This is a genomic window from Lascolabacillus sp. (genome assembly GCF_028696275.1).
In the GTDB taxonomy this organism is placed as follows: Bacteria; Bacteroidota; Bacteroidia; order Bacteroidales; family Dysgonomonadaceae; genus Proteiniphilum; species Proteiniphilum massiliensis.
The window spans coordinates 46817-61969 of the sequence record NZ_JAQVHI010000011.1; the positions used below are offsets into that span (position 1 = coordinate 46817).

The window sequence follows — 15153 nt, forward strand, 5'->3', positions numbered from 1 at the left end:
TTTACTTTAATGTGCTAAACTGCAGGTTCATTTAATATATCCATGAATTCCATAATCCTACGCTCCAGATTATTTACAATACCTTTAATACGTGTTGTAAGATAGTTAAAAGCAAATAGAGCAATAATACCAACAATCAAACCTCCTACAGTAGTAACTAAAGCTTCATATATACCTGTAGAAAGAATATTTACATTCACATTTGCACCTGCACTGGCCATATCCATAAAAGCTCTCACCATACCGGTTACTGTACCTAAGAATCCAACCATAGGTGCGCCAGAAGCAGATGTAGCCAATACCGGCAATCCTTTCTCCAGTTGGGAGATCTCAATATTACCTTGGTTTTCAATTGCTGACATAACATCTGCAGTTGGTCTGCCTAGCCTCGATATACCTTTTTCGACCATTCTGGCTGTTGGTGTATCAGTGTTACGGCACAGGTTTATTGCAGTATCTATTTTACCATCGTGAATATAATCTTTTATGCGATTCATAAATGAATTATCCTCTTTTGCTGCTTTATTAATCACCAATGTTCTTTCAATGAGAACATAAATTGACATTAACAATAGAATTAACAAAACAATCATAAGCCAGCCACCTTTTAAGGCCAGATCAAATGCATTCATTGTTATTGTTTCAGTTTCTGCTGCTGCAGCTGTCTGCTGCATCGTGTTGTAAATAGCCTGTGCTGTATCAGCTGGTGAAGGTAATTGCAAAAAAATCATACCGATAGTATACTATTATTGAATAAATTAGATTACTTTAATTGCTAAAGATATAAAAATTGGATATTTAATCCTCAGGTTGTGGAGCTTTTAAACAATCTTTATACGCTTTTATTGTTTTTTCTAATCCCATATAGAGGGCATCGCTTATAAGTGAGTGACCTATAGAGACCTCCTTAATCCATGGGATATTGATGTATAGATAGTTGAGATTATCAAGATTTAGGTCATGACCGGCATTAACACCTAATCCAAGATTCTTTGCCAGTTTAGCTGCTTCAATGTATGGAGAGATAGCTTTTTCTTTGTTTTTGATAAATTCTTCTGCATAAGGACCGGTGTATAACTCAATCCTATCTGTTCCAATTTGTGATGCAGCTCGTATAATATCAGGGTTGGGATCAACAAAAATAGATGTTCTTACTCCCATAGATTGAAATTTACTAACAACTTCAGATAAGAATTCTTTATGGGTAATAGTGTCCCATCCAGAGCTAGAGGTTATAGCATCGTGAGAATCAGGCACTAAAGTTACCTGAGAAGGTCGTATTTTTTCAATAAGAGAAATGAATTCCGGGGTGGGGTTTCCTTCAATATTAAACTCTGTTTTTACTTTAGACTGCAAGTCAAAAACATCAGAGTATCTAATATGTCTTTGATCTGGTCTTGGATGAACAGTAATTCCTTCGGCTCCAAATGCCTGACAATCAATCGCTACTTTTATCACATCTGGAATATTACCTCCGCGTGCATTTCTTAGGGTAGCTATTTTATTGATATTTACACTAAGTTTAGTCATATTTTTGTATACTTAATTCACAAAGAAATAAACCTAAAAAGATTTTAAAAATAAAATTAAAATAAAACTATAAGAAGGTTCAAATAAGCAAAAAATTGCCATCTTTGTAAAGCTGATACAAAAGTAATACGAAATAACCATTTTCTCAATGTCAACGAAAGAATTTATCAAAAAACAAGTGGAAAATTTTAGTAAACCACTTACACCTGAACAATTCAGTGAGCTTTCGGAAGCTGAGAACTCTCTTATAATTCTGGAAATGCCCATTAAAGATTACACCCTTACTGAGATTGCACGAATTGTAGAGAGTAATAATGCACATGTGATTTCACTTTCTACACTACCTATTTCTGGAGGCAGTGAACTTCTGGTATCACTTAAACTTGATATTTCAGATCTTACTACTATATTGAGAAGTTTTGAAAGGTTCAATTATAACGTAACTTATTTTTTTATGAAAGAGGGTGAAGTCACTGATAAGCAGAAAGAGAGACTTGACGAATTGATGTATTACTTAGATATGTGAATAAATGAAGTTTGCACTATTTGGAAGTATGTTCCCCGATAGGTCTGCAAAAGCAGAAGAACAAATTTACGGGGTTTGCGATGCAATTAAGAGACATGGAGGTCAACTGTATCTCCCTGAGAATTTTTACATTTCACTACCCGGCAATATAAGACAATTGCTAGACCCTATCTGTGAATTAGCTGAAACCTTACCTGATGTGGATATGGTTGTCAGTGTAGGAGGTGATGGTACATTTTTACGCACTGCTGCTACTGTAGGTGATACAGGTATTCCAATTCTGGGTATAAATACCGGAAGATTGGGTTTTCTTGCAGCTATTAATTATTCAGATGTTGAAGATACACTCTCAGAAGTTATGAGAGGTGACTATAAAGTTCAGGATCGTACGCTTCTAAAAATGACAACAGATGAAGTGTTCCCCCCAAATCATTTCAATACCAATGCCTTAAATGAGATAGCAATCTTAAAGCAGGATACTGCTTCAATGCTTTCAATACATGCATATATTAATAACGATTATTTAACATCATATCAGGCTGATGGACTTGTTATTTCTACTCCTACCGGTTCAACTGCATATTCTTTAAGTATTGGAGGTTCGATTTTATCACCAACTACTCCCAGCATAATTTTGTCTGCTATTGCACCACATAATCTTACTTCACGCTCTCTTGTGGTAGATGACAGTAGTATAATTTCTCTTAAAATAGAGAGCCGCAGCCATATGTTTCTTGTGTCAGTAGATGGTCAGTCACGTGTTTTAGACGAAACAGTAAGTATTCAGGTCAGAAAAGCTGACTATACCTTACGAGTAGTAAAAAGGGTCGGGCATACTTTCTTTGAAACACTGCGAGACAAACTTATGTGGGGTGCAGATGTAAGAAAACAAAATAAATAGTACAAAAAAAATTTTAACCTACTTAAATGTCTGTTATTTTATTCTTCAGTTTCGTCTACAACCAAATCCTGCTTAGACCTTTCATCTTCAAAAGGTAGCCATTTATCAAGTCCTTTTATAAGCAGATAAAAGATGGACATGAATAAAAAGATTCCCACTATACCTATTAATGCCACTAATAATGTTGTTTGTAATGTTGGTGTCATGTTAAATCGATTTTAAGCCAATAAAGGAACTAAAGTTAAAATTATACCACCTGCAACAACAGATCCTATCTGACCTCCTACATTTGCACTTATAGCAGGCATGAGCAGGTAATTGTAAGGATCCTCTTTCTGTCCCATTTGATGTATAACCCTTGCCGACATTGGAAAGGCTGAAATACCGCATGCTCCAATCATTGGATTTATCTTATTTCCGTCTTTTCTAAACATATTCAGAAACTTAGCAAAGATGACACCTCCAAATGTGTCAAAAACAAAAGCAAACAGCCCCAATGCTATTATAATCAGAGTGTCAATCCTTATAAATCTTTCAGCTGTCATTGTACTAGCTATTGTTATTCCAAGAAGAATAGTCACCAAGCTTGATAGTTCATTCTGTGCAGAAAGAGATAACTTGTTCAAAACGCCGCATTCACGTATTAAGTTTCCAAACATCAGGAATCCAATTAGTGCGAGTGATGAAGGAGCTATAATTCCAGCTGCAATTGTAATAACTATTGGAAATGCAATCAGAGCTTTTTTAGAAATTTTCTTATTGTTATTACCTGTCATTCGTATCAACCTTTCTTTTCTGGAGGTTAGCAATCTGATAACAGGAGGCTGAATAATTGGAACCAAAGCCATATAAGAGTAAGCCGCTACTGAAATAGGTCCAAGAAGATTTGGAGCAAAGCGAGCCGCTACAACTATAGAGGTTGGTCCATCAGCGGCACCAATTATTCCAATTGAGGCTGCTTCTCTAATGTCATAACCAAGTAGCGCAGCAAACACCATTGTTAGGAAAATTCCAAATTGAGCTGCTGCTCCAAACAGAAGCAACGATGGGTTACGGAAAAGTGGTGAAAAGTCGATCATCGCTCCGATAGCAATAAAAATCAGCAACGGAAAGATTTCAGTTGCAATACCGGCATCAAAAAAAACGTTTAGAACACCCTCTAAAGTTTCACCGGTAGCCGGATCAATTTGTGTTATCGCAGATGATAAAGGTATGTTTACTAATATTGCTCCAAATCCCATTGGTAATAGGAGTGTGGGCTCATAATTTTTTACAATGGCCAGATAAATGAGTATTAATCCAACTCCTATCATAACCAGATGTTGCCATGTCATTCCTGATATAGCAGGTAATAACTGTTCTAATTCCATAGTAATTAAATTTTTCAGTAATATAATGATATGTAACTTTCAAAAATACAAAGACTTATTAATAGAGTAAAGAGATATTTATAATATCTCTTTACTCATATTTGTTTCATGAAGACATCTTTTCTTTGTAAGATACATTCTATTCCGTTAGGAGTTAACTAATTATTAAAATAAAATTAGTTTAATTTACCCAATCGGATTATTAATATAAGAAACCAAGTAAAATACCTGCAGCAACAGCTGATCCAATTACACCGGCAACATTTGGTCCCATCGCATGCATGAGCAGGTAGTTTGATGGATTATATTCTAATCCAAGTGTTTGAGATATCCTTGCTGCATCTGGTACAGCTGATACCCCTGCATTTCCTATTAGTGGATTAATTTTTTTATCTTTCGGCAAAATAAGATTGAATGTTTTTACGAAGAGTATTCCCGCAACAGTTGCAATTACAAATGATAATGCACCAATTAGGAAAACTTTCAGAGATTCTATTCTTAGGAATGTTGTTGCCTGAGTAGATGCACCAACTGTAAGCCCAAGTAGAATTGTAATAGTATCAATCAGCGGACCGCGTGCGGTTTCTGCCAAACGACGTGTAACGCCAGATTCCTTTAGAAGATTTCCGAAGAACAACATACCAAGAAGTGGGAGTCCTGAAGGCACTAAAAATGCAGTAAGCAGAAGTCCCATTATGGGGAATAGAACCTTTTCTGTTTGTGAAACCACACGAGGAGTTTTCATCTTCATGCTTCTCTCTTTGCTTGTCGTTAACAACCTCATGAAAGGTGGTTGTATAACAGGTACAAGTGCCATATAGGAGTATGCTGAAATAGCCACAGCACCTAGCAAGTGTGGCGCTAGCTTTGATGTTAGGAATATCGCGGTCGGTCCATCAGCACCACCAATAATACCAATTGCACCAGCTTCATTTGGTGCAAAACCCCATTCGATAGCTATAATATATGCACCGAAAATACCAAACTGACATGCAGCACCAATAAGTATTAGTTTAGGATTTGCTATTAATGAAGAGAAATCTGTCATAGCTCCAATACCAAGGAAAATGAGAGGTGGATACCACCCCTGAACAACACCCTGGTAAAGGATGTTAAATACAGATCCTTCTTCATAAATACCAATTTGCAATCCAGCGGCTTCATTAAATGGGATATTACCAATAAGTATACCAAATCCAATAGGAATAAGCAAAAGAGGTTCGTACTCTTTTGTTATTGCAAGGTATATAAATACCAATCCAATTAAGATCATAATTATATGCCCTGACTCCACATTGTAAAATCCGGTATAGCCCCAAAAGGTTCGTAAATTATCTGCTAAAGATAGTAATGTATTCATATTCTTCTCCCTGGTTTATTCGATTACTACAAGGTTAGCTCCTTCGAGAACTGAGTCTCCTTTTTGGACTAAAATTTCAGCTATTTTGCCATTACCATCAGCGAGAATATTATTTTCCATCTTCATTGCTTCAAGAATCATCAGGGTTTGTCCTTTTTTCACTGTGTCACCCACATTACATTTTATATCCAGAATAACCCCCGGTAGAGGAGATTGAATCGTATTCTTGCCAGATGTACTAGATGGTCTTGTAACCAAAGTAGAAGGTGCTGTTTGTACAGGTTCAGCAGTGTGGCGTTGAACCACAGCCTTAGGCTTCTTGGTCTTAGGTTGTAGTTCCACAGTGAATGGTGTACCATTAACCTCAAGTTCCACAATCTCATCGTCGGATTTATTTACCACTACTCTATATGGTGAACCGTTTATTTTATATTTGAACTCTTTCATACTATTTCTATTTGTGTAATTCTTTAATATTTTTTCTATTTAGGTAATTTTCTTAGTGATTTCCATTTAGCACTCCAAGGAGAGTAGTCTCTCTTTACCTGTCTGATTGTTAAAATCGTTGATTCTATATCATGCTGATCCTCTTTAATTTCATATAGTGCGGCAGAAATTGCAGCCAATACTTCACCGGAAAGGTGAGTCTGACTACGAACAGCAGAGAGTGTTCCACTCTTGGCAATTTTTCTCTTAGAAATCCTGGTTGCGATATTTCCGGATAATTTAAAGAAAAAGTATAGACCAATTAATGCAGAGAACACTACCAACATTGCTGTAATTGTAAGCATTCCACCCCAAGGGTCATTTACACGCATATCCATTACTTTGGGGTTTTCTTCCAATATGGCATTATTGCTGCTTGGAGTTACCCTATCCAGTATAACGGCGTTAATTTTACCCTCCTCATTATATTTAATTCCATCCTTTGGAAACCCGTAAGTACGATCAGCAGGTACATCTGCTGGAATAATTATCTCATCAAGTAACGTTCTCCCGTCATTATCATATAAAGCTATATAATTCTCTTTAGTTGGATCTAATTTGAAGTTTACATGAAAGGTTCCGTTAAATGGTTCATTGTCAGCCCAGAAAAGGACATGTTGACGTGGTTTAACTTTTGTGAGAACATCACCTCTTGGAATTGGATATTTTGTTGGATTGTTACGGTCATTAGTCAGATAACGTCCTCCTAAATCCATTGTACCTGCAGTATTATTGTATATCTCAATCCATCCGTTACGTTGTCCAAAATCATCTACAAAATTAGTTTCATTTGTCACCATCACCTCATTTATAACCCATTTTGGATTTTCAATATCTGAGTTACATCCGATAAATAGAAATGCAGTGATGAAAAGAGATATGAACAGTTTATAAATTCTCATATACATCTGCTTTTTATAGTGGTAAATTGTCATGCTTCTTAGCAGGATTCTCAAGCTTCTTAGTCTGTAATTGCTGTAATGCACGTATTATACGGAACCTTGTATTTCTTGGTTCAATTACATCATCAATATAGCCATATCGAGCTGCCACATAAGGATTTGTAAAGAGATCATTATACTCTTTCTTCTTCTCTTCTATTACTGCTCTTTGTTTTTCAGGATCCTTCTCCGCTGCAATCTCTTTATTATAGAGTACCTCAACAGCTCCGTCAGCACCCATAACTGCAATTTCTGCAGTTGGCCAGGCATAGTTGATATCACCACGAAGTTGTTTGCAACTCATAACGATATGAGCACCACCATAGGATTTACGAAGTGTAACTGTAATTTTTGGTACAGTAGCCTCTCCGTAGGCATAGAGTAATTTTGCACCATGAGTAATTACACCTCCATACTCCTGTCCTGTACCGGGTAGAAAACCAGGAACATCAACAAAAGTAACAAGTGGAATATTAAATGCATCACAAAAACGAACGAAACGTGCTGCTTTTCTTGAGGCATTAATATCAAGAACACCTGCAAGAAATTTAGGCTGGTTAGCAACAACACCAACAGAAACTCCGTTAAAGCGTGCAAAACCAACAATTATATTTTTGGCATAATCTGCATGCACTTCTAAAAATTCGCCATTGTCAACAGTCGCTCCAATAACTTCATACATATCGTATGGTTTGTTAGGGCTGTCAGGAATAATATCGTTCAAGCTATCTTCCAAACGGTCAATTGGATCATCAGTAATAACTAGTGGAGCTTCTTCAACATTGTTTTGTGGTATATAGCTTAGTAGTTTACGAATAAGCTTCATACCATCCTCTTCGGTTTGTGCAGAAAAATGAGCTACACCTGATTTTGTAGTATGAACACTTGCACCTCCAAGCTGTTCTTGTGTAACATCTTCACCTGTAACTGTTTTTACAACTTTAGGGCCAGTCAAGAACATATAGGAAGTTCCTTGAGTCATCAGGATAAAGTCTGTAAGTGCTGGAGAGTATACTGCGCCGCCGGCACAAGGACCAAAAATACCTGAAATCTGAGGAATCACACCAGATGCAAGAATGTTTCGCTGAAATATTTCAGAATAACCTGCAAGTGCATTAACACCTTCCTGAATTCGAGCACCACCAGAGTCGTTAATACCGATAACAGGTGCACCCATTTTCATGGCCTGATCCATAACTTTACAAATCTTCTGAGCATGCATTTCAGATAGTGAACCGCCAGAAACAGTAAAGTCTTGTGCATAAATATATACCAAACGACCCTCTATAGTTCCGTATCCGGTTACTACACCATCTCCCAGGAATCTGTTCTTCTCCATTCCAAAATTATAAGAACGATGTTCTACGAACATATCAAACTCTTCGAAGCTTCCATGGTCAAGAAGCATGTCGATTCGTTCACGTGCTGTGTATTTTCCTTTAGTGTGTTGGGATTCAATTCTTTTCTCACCACCACCTAAACGAGCTTTTTGACGAAGTTCTATAAGCTCTTTTACTTTATCAAGTTGGTTACTCATAAGATTAAGTTTGTTATATTGTGTATGTTTATTTTCTTATTTCTCTGGATGTTCGCAAAATTCGGTAAGTACACCACCGGTTGATTTAGGGTGTAGAAATCCTATTGTAAGTCCTTCTGCACCTGCACGACCTTCCTTATCGATTAGCTTTACACCTTTTGATTCCACCTCTTTAAGTGCATCATTAATATTTTTGGTTGCATATGCAATGTGATGAACTCCCTCACCTTTTTTTTCTATGAATTTTGCAACTGTACTATCTTCACTGGTTGGTTCTAAAAGTTCAATTTTTGTCTGTCCAACCATAAAAAAGGCAGTCTTTACTTTTTGATCTTCTACAGTTTCAATATTGTAACATTTCAAACCAAGTATGTTTTCATAGTAAGGTAGCTGTTCTTCGATACTTTTAACAGCAATGCCAATGTGTTCGATGTGTGTAATTTCCATATAAATGATTTTATTTTATTGATGAATCTTTAATATAGATCAAATTGAAGATATGCGTAATACCTCTAGCATCTCTTCACTTATATCTTTCTGTTTCTTAATAGCTCTTTTAAAAGGAACATAGTCGATCTCGTTTTCGTGAATTCCTATCATCACATTACGCTGATTTTCCTGTAAAGCCTGAATTGCAGCAACACCCATTCGGCTGGCAAGAATTCTGTCCTGTGCAGTAGGAGTTCCTCCCCTTTGTAAATGACCAAGAATAGTCACTCTCACATCATACTGTGGATATTCTTTTTTTACACGTTCAGCTAGTTTTATAGCTCCACCTGTAACTTCACTCTCTGTTACCAGCACCATACTGCTACTTTTAGATTTACGGAAACCCTGTTGTATAAGTTCACCCAACTGGTCTTTTTCAATACTGATTTCAGGAATAATTGCTGCTTCGGCTCCCGAGGCAATAGCACTATTAAGAGCAAGGAAACCACAGTTACGTCCCATAACTTCTACGAAAAAGAGTCTCTCGTGCGAAGTGGCAGTATCTCTGATTTTATCCATGGCATCCATTATAGTGTTCAGTGCAGTATCGTATCCTATGGTGGTATCAGTACCATTAAGGTCATTATCAATTGTTGCAGGCATTCCAACTACAGGTATATTAAACTCATTGGCAAAAACTGCAGCACCTGTAAGCGATCCATCACCACCTATAACAACTAATGAGTCAATTCCATATTTTCTCATGTTGTCATAAGCTTTTTGTCTGCCCTCTGTTGTTAAAAACTCATCAGAGCGTGCAGTCTTTAGAATTGTTCCTCCCTGTTGTATTATATTGCTAACACTATTGGTTTTGAATTCTTCTATTTCATCTGTTATCAAACCTTTAAAGCCACGGTAAATACCATATGCAGTCATACCATTGAAAATAGCTGCACGGGTTACAGCTCTGATTGCTGCATTCATGCCCGGCGCATCTCCTCCGGAAGTAAGGATGCCAACACTTTTTATGTTTGAGTCCATAATTGATTGTTTACCTTGTAACTGATTTGAAAAAATGCTCAAATACCTTTAAATTCAATAAGGTGCAAAGATACATTTTTTTAAATGATGAGACAAAAAAAAGCTGCTTAAAAAGCAGCTTCTGTAATGTTCATTTCTGGCTTTAATTTCGATATGTTTTCGGCAACCGCTTTCATCTGCCATAATGGTGTTGAAGTTGCGCCACAAATGCCAATATTCGTATATTCTCCAATAAGTTCCGGTCTCACCTCCTCAGGTGAATGAATAAAATAGGAGTTTGGATTCACCTTTTTACACTCTGAAAATAACACCTTGCCATTCGAGCTCTTTTCACCTGCTATAAAAATTATCAGATCATGTTTTGCCGCAAACTCCTGTATATTGGGAACACGGTTGGATACCTGGCGGCAAATAGAATCAAAAAACTCCAGTTTTGCACCATTTTTCATTCTGCTGCGTATTAAATTTCCTAACTCAAAGAAGCCATCCAGCGATTTTGTCGTTTGTGAAAAAAGATTAATGTCTCGAGTAAAGTCGAGTTTTTCAATATCATCCTTACTCTCAATTATTATAGCTGTTTCAGCTGTTTGTCCAAGTAAGCCATTTACCTCTGCATGCCCCTTTTTGCCATAAATAACTATCTGAGTATCATCATCAACCCTGAGGTTATATCTCTTTTTGATTTTCTTCTGAAGTCCTAAAACTACTGGACAAGAAGCATCTATCAACTCTATATTATTTTCCTTAGCTATTTCATATGTGCTTGGTGGTTCACCATGAGCTCTCAGTAATACACGTACATTCTTCAATTTTTTAAACTGTTCATGGTCAATTGTAATTAATCCCATTTTCTCCAGTCGTTCTACCTCAATATTATTGTGCACAATGTCACCTAAACAATATAGTGTTCCATTCTTCTTAAGTTCTTCTTCTGCTTTGTTGATTGCTTTAACAACTCCAAAGCAAAATCCGGAACCTTTGTCTATTTCAATTTTGTTCATTATTACCTGTGATTTTATTAAACATATTTAAAGCCCATATCAGCTGTTCATCAATGCCTATTTCTGAGTTATCAAGAACAATAGCATCTTCAGCCTGTCTTAAAGGACTTTCTTCTCTGGTTGTATCACGCAAGTCACGCTCCTTCACGTTTGCTAATACATCCTCATAAAGTGGCGACTCTCCTTTCGATACCATTTCGTCATATCTGCGTTTTGCTCTGATTTCTGGTGAGCAGGTCATGAAAAGCTTCATTTCTGCATTAGGGAACACCACTGTACCAATATCCCTGCCATCCATTACTACACCTTTATTTATTCCCATTTCTTGCTGCTGACGAACCATCTCTTTCCTTACAGCTGCCAATGTACTTACTCTGCTGGCTCCATTAGCCACTTCTAGCGTACGTATTTCTTTCTCCACATTCTCATCGTTCAGGAATGTCTCCTGAACTCCAGATAAATTTGGTTTAAAAGTGATTTTTATATTAGATAAATGTTCTATTATGGCTTTCTCATCCATCATTTGGTCTGTGATCCACCCGTTCCTTATCGCGAACAGAGCCACTGCACGATACATAGCTCCACTATCAATATATGTATAACCTAACTTCTTAGCTAATCCCTTTGCAATTGTGCTTTTTCCGCATGACGAATACCCGTCCACTGCTATATTTATTCTTTTTTTGTGCATCTAATATACTAATCAACAGCTTTAACAATACACAAAGATATAATGTTTTTCTGAAAGATTTATTTAACAGAAGCAAAGTGATGATAACAGTTCCTGTTGTAAAACGAAATAGGGGTCTGGAATTAGACCCCCAAAAATAATCATACAAATATAAAAAAAAGCTATTCTTATAAATAAGATATTACTCTTCCATGAAATTCGGATACATATAGTCAGTTGCAGGAACAAATGTCTCCTTTATACATTGTGGCGACACCCAGCGTAGCAAGTTTAAAACCGAGCCTGCCTTATCATTAGTACCTGATCCACGACCACCTCCAAAAGGTTGCTGATCAACCACTGCACCAGTAGGCTTATCATTAATATAGAAATTACCTGCAGTATGTGTAAGCTTAGCAGTAAGCTTTTCAATCTGAGCTCTGTCGGAAGAGAAAATGGCACCCGTCAGAGCATAATCTGTACTCTTATCTAAAAGATCAAGTACAGCATCTATTTCTTCTGGATCATAAACATATACAGTAATAATAGGACCAAAAAGTTCCTCTTTCATAGTAATGTAGTCTGGTCTCTTTGCCTGGATAACAGTTGGATAGATAAAATACCCGGTCGATTTATCATAATTTCCTCCACAAACAATTTCTGTATCAGGCGAGCTCTTAGCATCCTCAATTACTTTTGCAAGCTTGTCAAAAGATTCTTCATCAATTACAGCATTCACAAAATTGCTGAAGTCTTCAACAACACCGGTTTTGATTTTTGATAAATCATCTGCAACAAACTTTTTAACATCATCCCATAAGTTTATTGGAATATATGCACGAGAGGCCGCAGAGCATTTCTGACCCTGATACTCAAAAGCACCTCGTGTTATTGCTGTAGCCACCTGCTTTGCATTGGCTGTTTTCTCTGCAAAAATATAATCTTTACCACCTGTTTCTCCTACAATTCTTGGGTATGATTTATATTTTGTAATGTTTGAAGCAATTGATTTCCACATGCTGTTAAAAACTTCGGTGGACCCTGTAAAATGCAAACCTGCAAATTCGCGATGATCAAAGATCACATCAGTGGCTTCTTTTCCACCAACATAAATTAGGTTGATAACGCCATCAGGCAGACCTGCTTCTTTTAAAACTTTCATTATAAGGTGTGCAGAATAAACTGCTGTTTTAGATGGTTTCCAAACTACAGTATTACCCATTAATGCTGGAGCAGCACCAAGATTTCCGGCAATTGAAGTGAAATTGAATGGCGTTAGAGCAAAAATAAAACCTTCAAGAGGTCGCCACACCATACGATTCCAAATGCCGGGTGAAGAGTTTGGTTGCATATTATAAATCTCATGCATGTTTTTTACATTGTACCGATAGAAATCAATTAGTTCACAAACAGCATCGATTTCTGACTGATAAGCGTTTTTAGATTGTCCAATCATTGTTACAGCATTAAACTGTGAGCGGTATGGACCTGCAATCAGATCTGCTGCTTTAAGAAATATTGCAGCCCTGCTTTCCCAGTTCATTGCTTCCCATGATGGTTTTGCTTTTAATGCAGCGTCAATTGCCATTTGGACATGACTTTTATCTCCCTGATGATAATAACCAAGTAAATTTTGATGATTGTGAGGCGGTCGTATCTCTTTAGTGTTGTTAGTACGAATCTCCTTGCCATCAATTATCATTGGTATGTCAAGTCCACCTTTGTTTAGTTCTGATAAAGTCTTTTTGAGTGTTTCTCTTTCAATTGATCCCGGAGCATAGCTCAAAACAGGCTCATTTTTTATTTCAGGTAATTTATAAACACCTTTTGGCATAATATATTTATATTTAGTCGTTAATAATCATCGTTACATTGACAGTGCAGTTCAGGATTAAATTTTCAAACATAAATTGCTCCAAATCGCTAATATTTGATAAACAAACATACAAAAAAATATTTATATTTGCAGAATCTAAATACTTAACAGACACACATGCAGACCGAAAGAACAACACTATCTGATAGAAAAGAATCATTTATAGACTTGGAAAATACTGAATTAGCATTTCGTGATTTATCCGATTCCAGTCTCAAACAAGCGTATCAGCTTTTTAAGGTAATGAACAGCAGGAACTTGGTTAAAACAGGTGAATTCCTCGTAAAGCTTGCTTTTGCAATTCATTTCCCTGTAAAGGGTATACTGCGTAAGACAATTTACAGGCATTTTGTGGGTGGAATGTCGATCTTAGATAGCAGTAAAACCATTGCTCAGCTGGGTCGTCGAAATGTTGATTCTATTCTTGATTATGCACTTGAGGGTGAAGATTCGGATGAGTTGTTCGACGCAACTTGTAATGAAATTATTCGAACAATTGAATTTGCCGCTAACAGCAAAAATGTGCCTTTTAGTGCTTTTAAGATTACAGGTATTGGGCGATTTGATCTTCTTGCAAAGGTGAGTGCAAATGAAGCTCTCTCTTATGAAGAACAAGAGGAGTTCAACAGAGTGGAAAAAAGAATGGCCTCAATCTTCAAAAGAGGATATGAATTAGGTATCCCTGTACTTATAGATGCAGAGGAAACATGGATTCAGCCAATTCTGGACGAAATGGTTTTAAAGCTTATGTCAAAATATAATGGTGAAAAAGCAATTGTACAAAATACTTATCAGTTATACTGTAGGGATGGACTTGAGCGACTTAAACTTCATCATAAAAAAGCTTTGGATGAAGGATTTAAATTTGGACTCAAAATTGTTCGCGGTGCGTATATGGAAAAAGAACGTGAACGGGCAATTGAACTTGGTTATCCATCACCTATTCAGCCAGATAAAGAGTCAACTGATCACGATTTTGATGCAGCCATTCATTATTTGATCGAAAATTATAAAACTATAGACTTTATGGTTTCTACTCATAATGAGAAAAGTTCATTACTGCTTGCAAGACTAATTGATGAGTATGGTATTCCAAGAAACTTCCCCGGAATATATTTTTCACAACTGTATGGTATGAGTGATCATATTACCTATAGTCTTGCTGAACATGGATACAATGTCGCAAAATATGTACCTTATGGAGAAGTAAAAACTATGATGCCATATCTCTTTAGAAGAGCTAAGGAGAATACATCTATGAAAGGTCAGACAAGCAGGGAATTGCGACTTATTGAAACAGAGATAAAGCGTAGAAAAGAAAAGAGGCACGAATAATCGTACCTCTTAATTTTTAACTTGTATATTTTTTAATTACTATTTAACTTCCCATACATTTGATGAATTCAGAAGAAATTCCCTGAATGATTTTTTAGGGCTTTTCTTTTGTACCTCAGCGATCTGATCTTCATAATCACGCTCATATGT

At 36.6% G+C, this 15153-nt stretch carries 16 protein-coding genes; 3 read left to right on the forward strand and 13 right to left on the reverse strand.

Annotation, left to right across the window (positions count from 1 at the left end; translation table 11 throughout):
- Positions 1-14 precede the first annotated feature (14 nt).
- Entirely contained in the window at positions 15-731 is a 717-nt protein-coding gene (locus PHO43_RS04630; RefSeq protein ID WP_052673189.1) for a MotA/TolQ/ExbB proton channel family protein, read from the reverse strand.
- Between the two features lie 67 nt (positions 732-798).
- Positions 799-1530, reverse strand: a complete 732-nt coding sequence (locus PHO43_RS04635) for a pyridoxine 5'-phosphate synthase (RefSeq protein WP_045090006.1) — start codon at positions 1528-1530, stop codon at positions 799-801.
- Between the two features lie 148 nt (positions 1531-1678).
- Between PHO43_RS04635 and PHO43_RS04640 the strand changes: the two genes are divergently transcribed.
- Together PHO43_RS04640 and PHO43_RS04645 are read left to right on the forward strand one after the other, a co-directional pair.
- Positions 1679-2056, forward strand: a complete 378-nt coding sequence (locus tag PHO43_RS04640; protein ID WP_052673188.1) for a hypothetical protein — start codon at positions 1679-1681, stop codon at positions 2054-2056.
- Positions 2057-2060: 4 nt separating this feature from the next.
- Positions 2061-2957 (forward strand): NAD kinase, encoded by an 897-nt coding sequence (locus PHO43_RS04645; RefSeq protein WP_045090005.1) that lies wholly within the window; start codon positions 2061-2063, stop codon positions 2955-2957.
- A gap of 38 nt (positions 2958-2995) precedes the next feature.
- Here the strand turns inward: PHO43_RS04645 and PHO43_RS04650 are convergent, their stop codons facing one another.
- From PHO43_RS04650 to pruA, 11 genes are all read right to left on the reverse strand, one after another.
- A complete protein-coding gene (locus PHO43_RS04650; RefSeq protein WP_157360180.1) occupies positions 2996-3163 on the reverse strand; it encodes a hypothetical protein in 168 nt (55 codons plus the stop codon).
- Between the two features lie 12 nt (positions 3164-3175).
- A complete protein-coding gene (locus PHO43_RS04655; protein ID WP_045090004.1) occupies positions 3176-4327 on the reverse strand; it encodes a sodium ion-translocating decarboxylase subunit beta in 1152 nt (383 codons plus the stop codon).
- Between the two features lie 202 nt (positions 4328-4529).
- Complete coding sequence (locus PHO43_RS04660) at positions 4530-5687, reverse strand: sodium ion-translocating decarboxylase subunit beta (protein ID WP_045090003.1); 1158 nt, start codon at positions 5685-5687, stop codon at positions 4530-4532.
- 15 nt (positions 5688-5702) lie between these two features.
- Positions 5703-6134, reverse strand: coding sequence for an acetyl-CoA carboxylase biotin carboxyl carrier protein (locus tag PHO43_RS04665; protein ID WP_045090002.1), 432 nt, complete (start codon positions 6132-6134; stop codon positions 5703-5705).
- A 35-nt stretch (positions 6135-6169) separates the two neighbouring features.
- Positions 6170-7075, reverse strand: a complete 906-nt coding sequence (locus tag PHO43_RS04670; protein ID WP_288011485.1) for an OadG family transporter subunit — start codon at positions 7073-7075, stop codon at positions 6170-6172.
- Positions 7076-7088: 13 nt separating this feature from the next.
- Positions 7089-8651, reverse strand: a complete 1563-nt coding sequence (locus PHO43_RS04675; RefSeq protein ID WP_045090001.1) for an acyl-CoA carboxylase subunit beta — start codon at positions 8649-8651, stop codon at positions 7089-7091.
- 36 nt (positions 8652-8687) lie between these two features.
- Positions 8688-9098 (reverse strand): methylmalonyl-CoA epimerase, encoded by a 411-nt coding sequence (gene mce, locus PHO43_RS04680; protein WP_045090000.1) that lies wholly within the window; start codon positions 9096-9098, stop codon positions 8688-8690.
- 39 nt (positions 9099-9137) lie between these two features.
- Positions 9138-10121 (reverse strand): 6-phosphofructokinase, encoded by a 984-nt coding sequence (gene pfkA, locus PHO43_RS04685; RefSeq protein ID WP_053826036.1) that lies wholly within the window; start codon positions 10119-10121, stop codon positions 9138-9140.
- A 107-nt stretch (positions 10122-10228) separates the two neighbouring features.
- Positions 10229-11122, reverse strand: a complete 894-nt coding sequence (locus PHO43_RS04690; protein WP_045089998.1) for a 4-hydroxy-3-methylbut-2-enyl diphosphate reductase — start codon at positions 11120-11122, stop codon at positions 10229-10231.
- Positions 11109-11813: a (d)CMP kinase gene (cmk, locus tag PHO43_RS04695; protein WP_045089997.1), complete on the reverse strand. Its 705-nt coding sequence runs from the start codon at positions 11811-11813 to the stop codon at positions 11109-11111. Before cmk ends, PHO43_RS04690 begins: the two co-directional genes overlap by 14 nt.
- Before the next feature lie 181 nt (positions 11814-11994).
- A complete protein-coding gene (gene pruA, locus PHO43_RS04700; protein ID WP_053826037.1) occupies positions 11995-13626 on the reverse strand; it encodes an L-glutamate gamma-semialdehyde dehydrogenase in 1632 nt (543 codons plus the stop codon).
- Between the two features lie 159 nt (positions 13627-13785).
- Here pruA and PHO43_RS04705 point away from each other — a divergent pair, with 159 nt between their 5' ends.
- Positions 13786-15003 carry a proline dehydrogenase family protein gene (locus PHO43_RS04705; RefSeq protein ID WP_288009035.1) on the forward strand — a complete coding sequence of 406 codons (1218 nt, stop codon included), beginning with the start codon at positions 13786-13788 and terminating at the stop codon, positions 15001-15003.
- Positions 15004-15153: the final 150 nt, after the last annotated feature.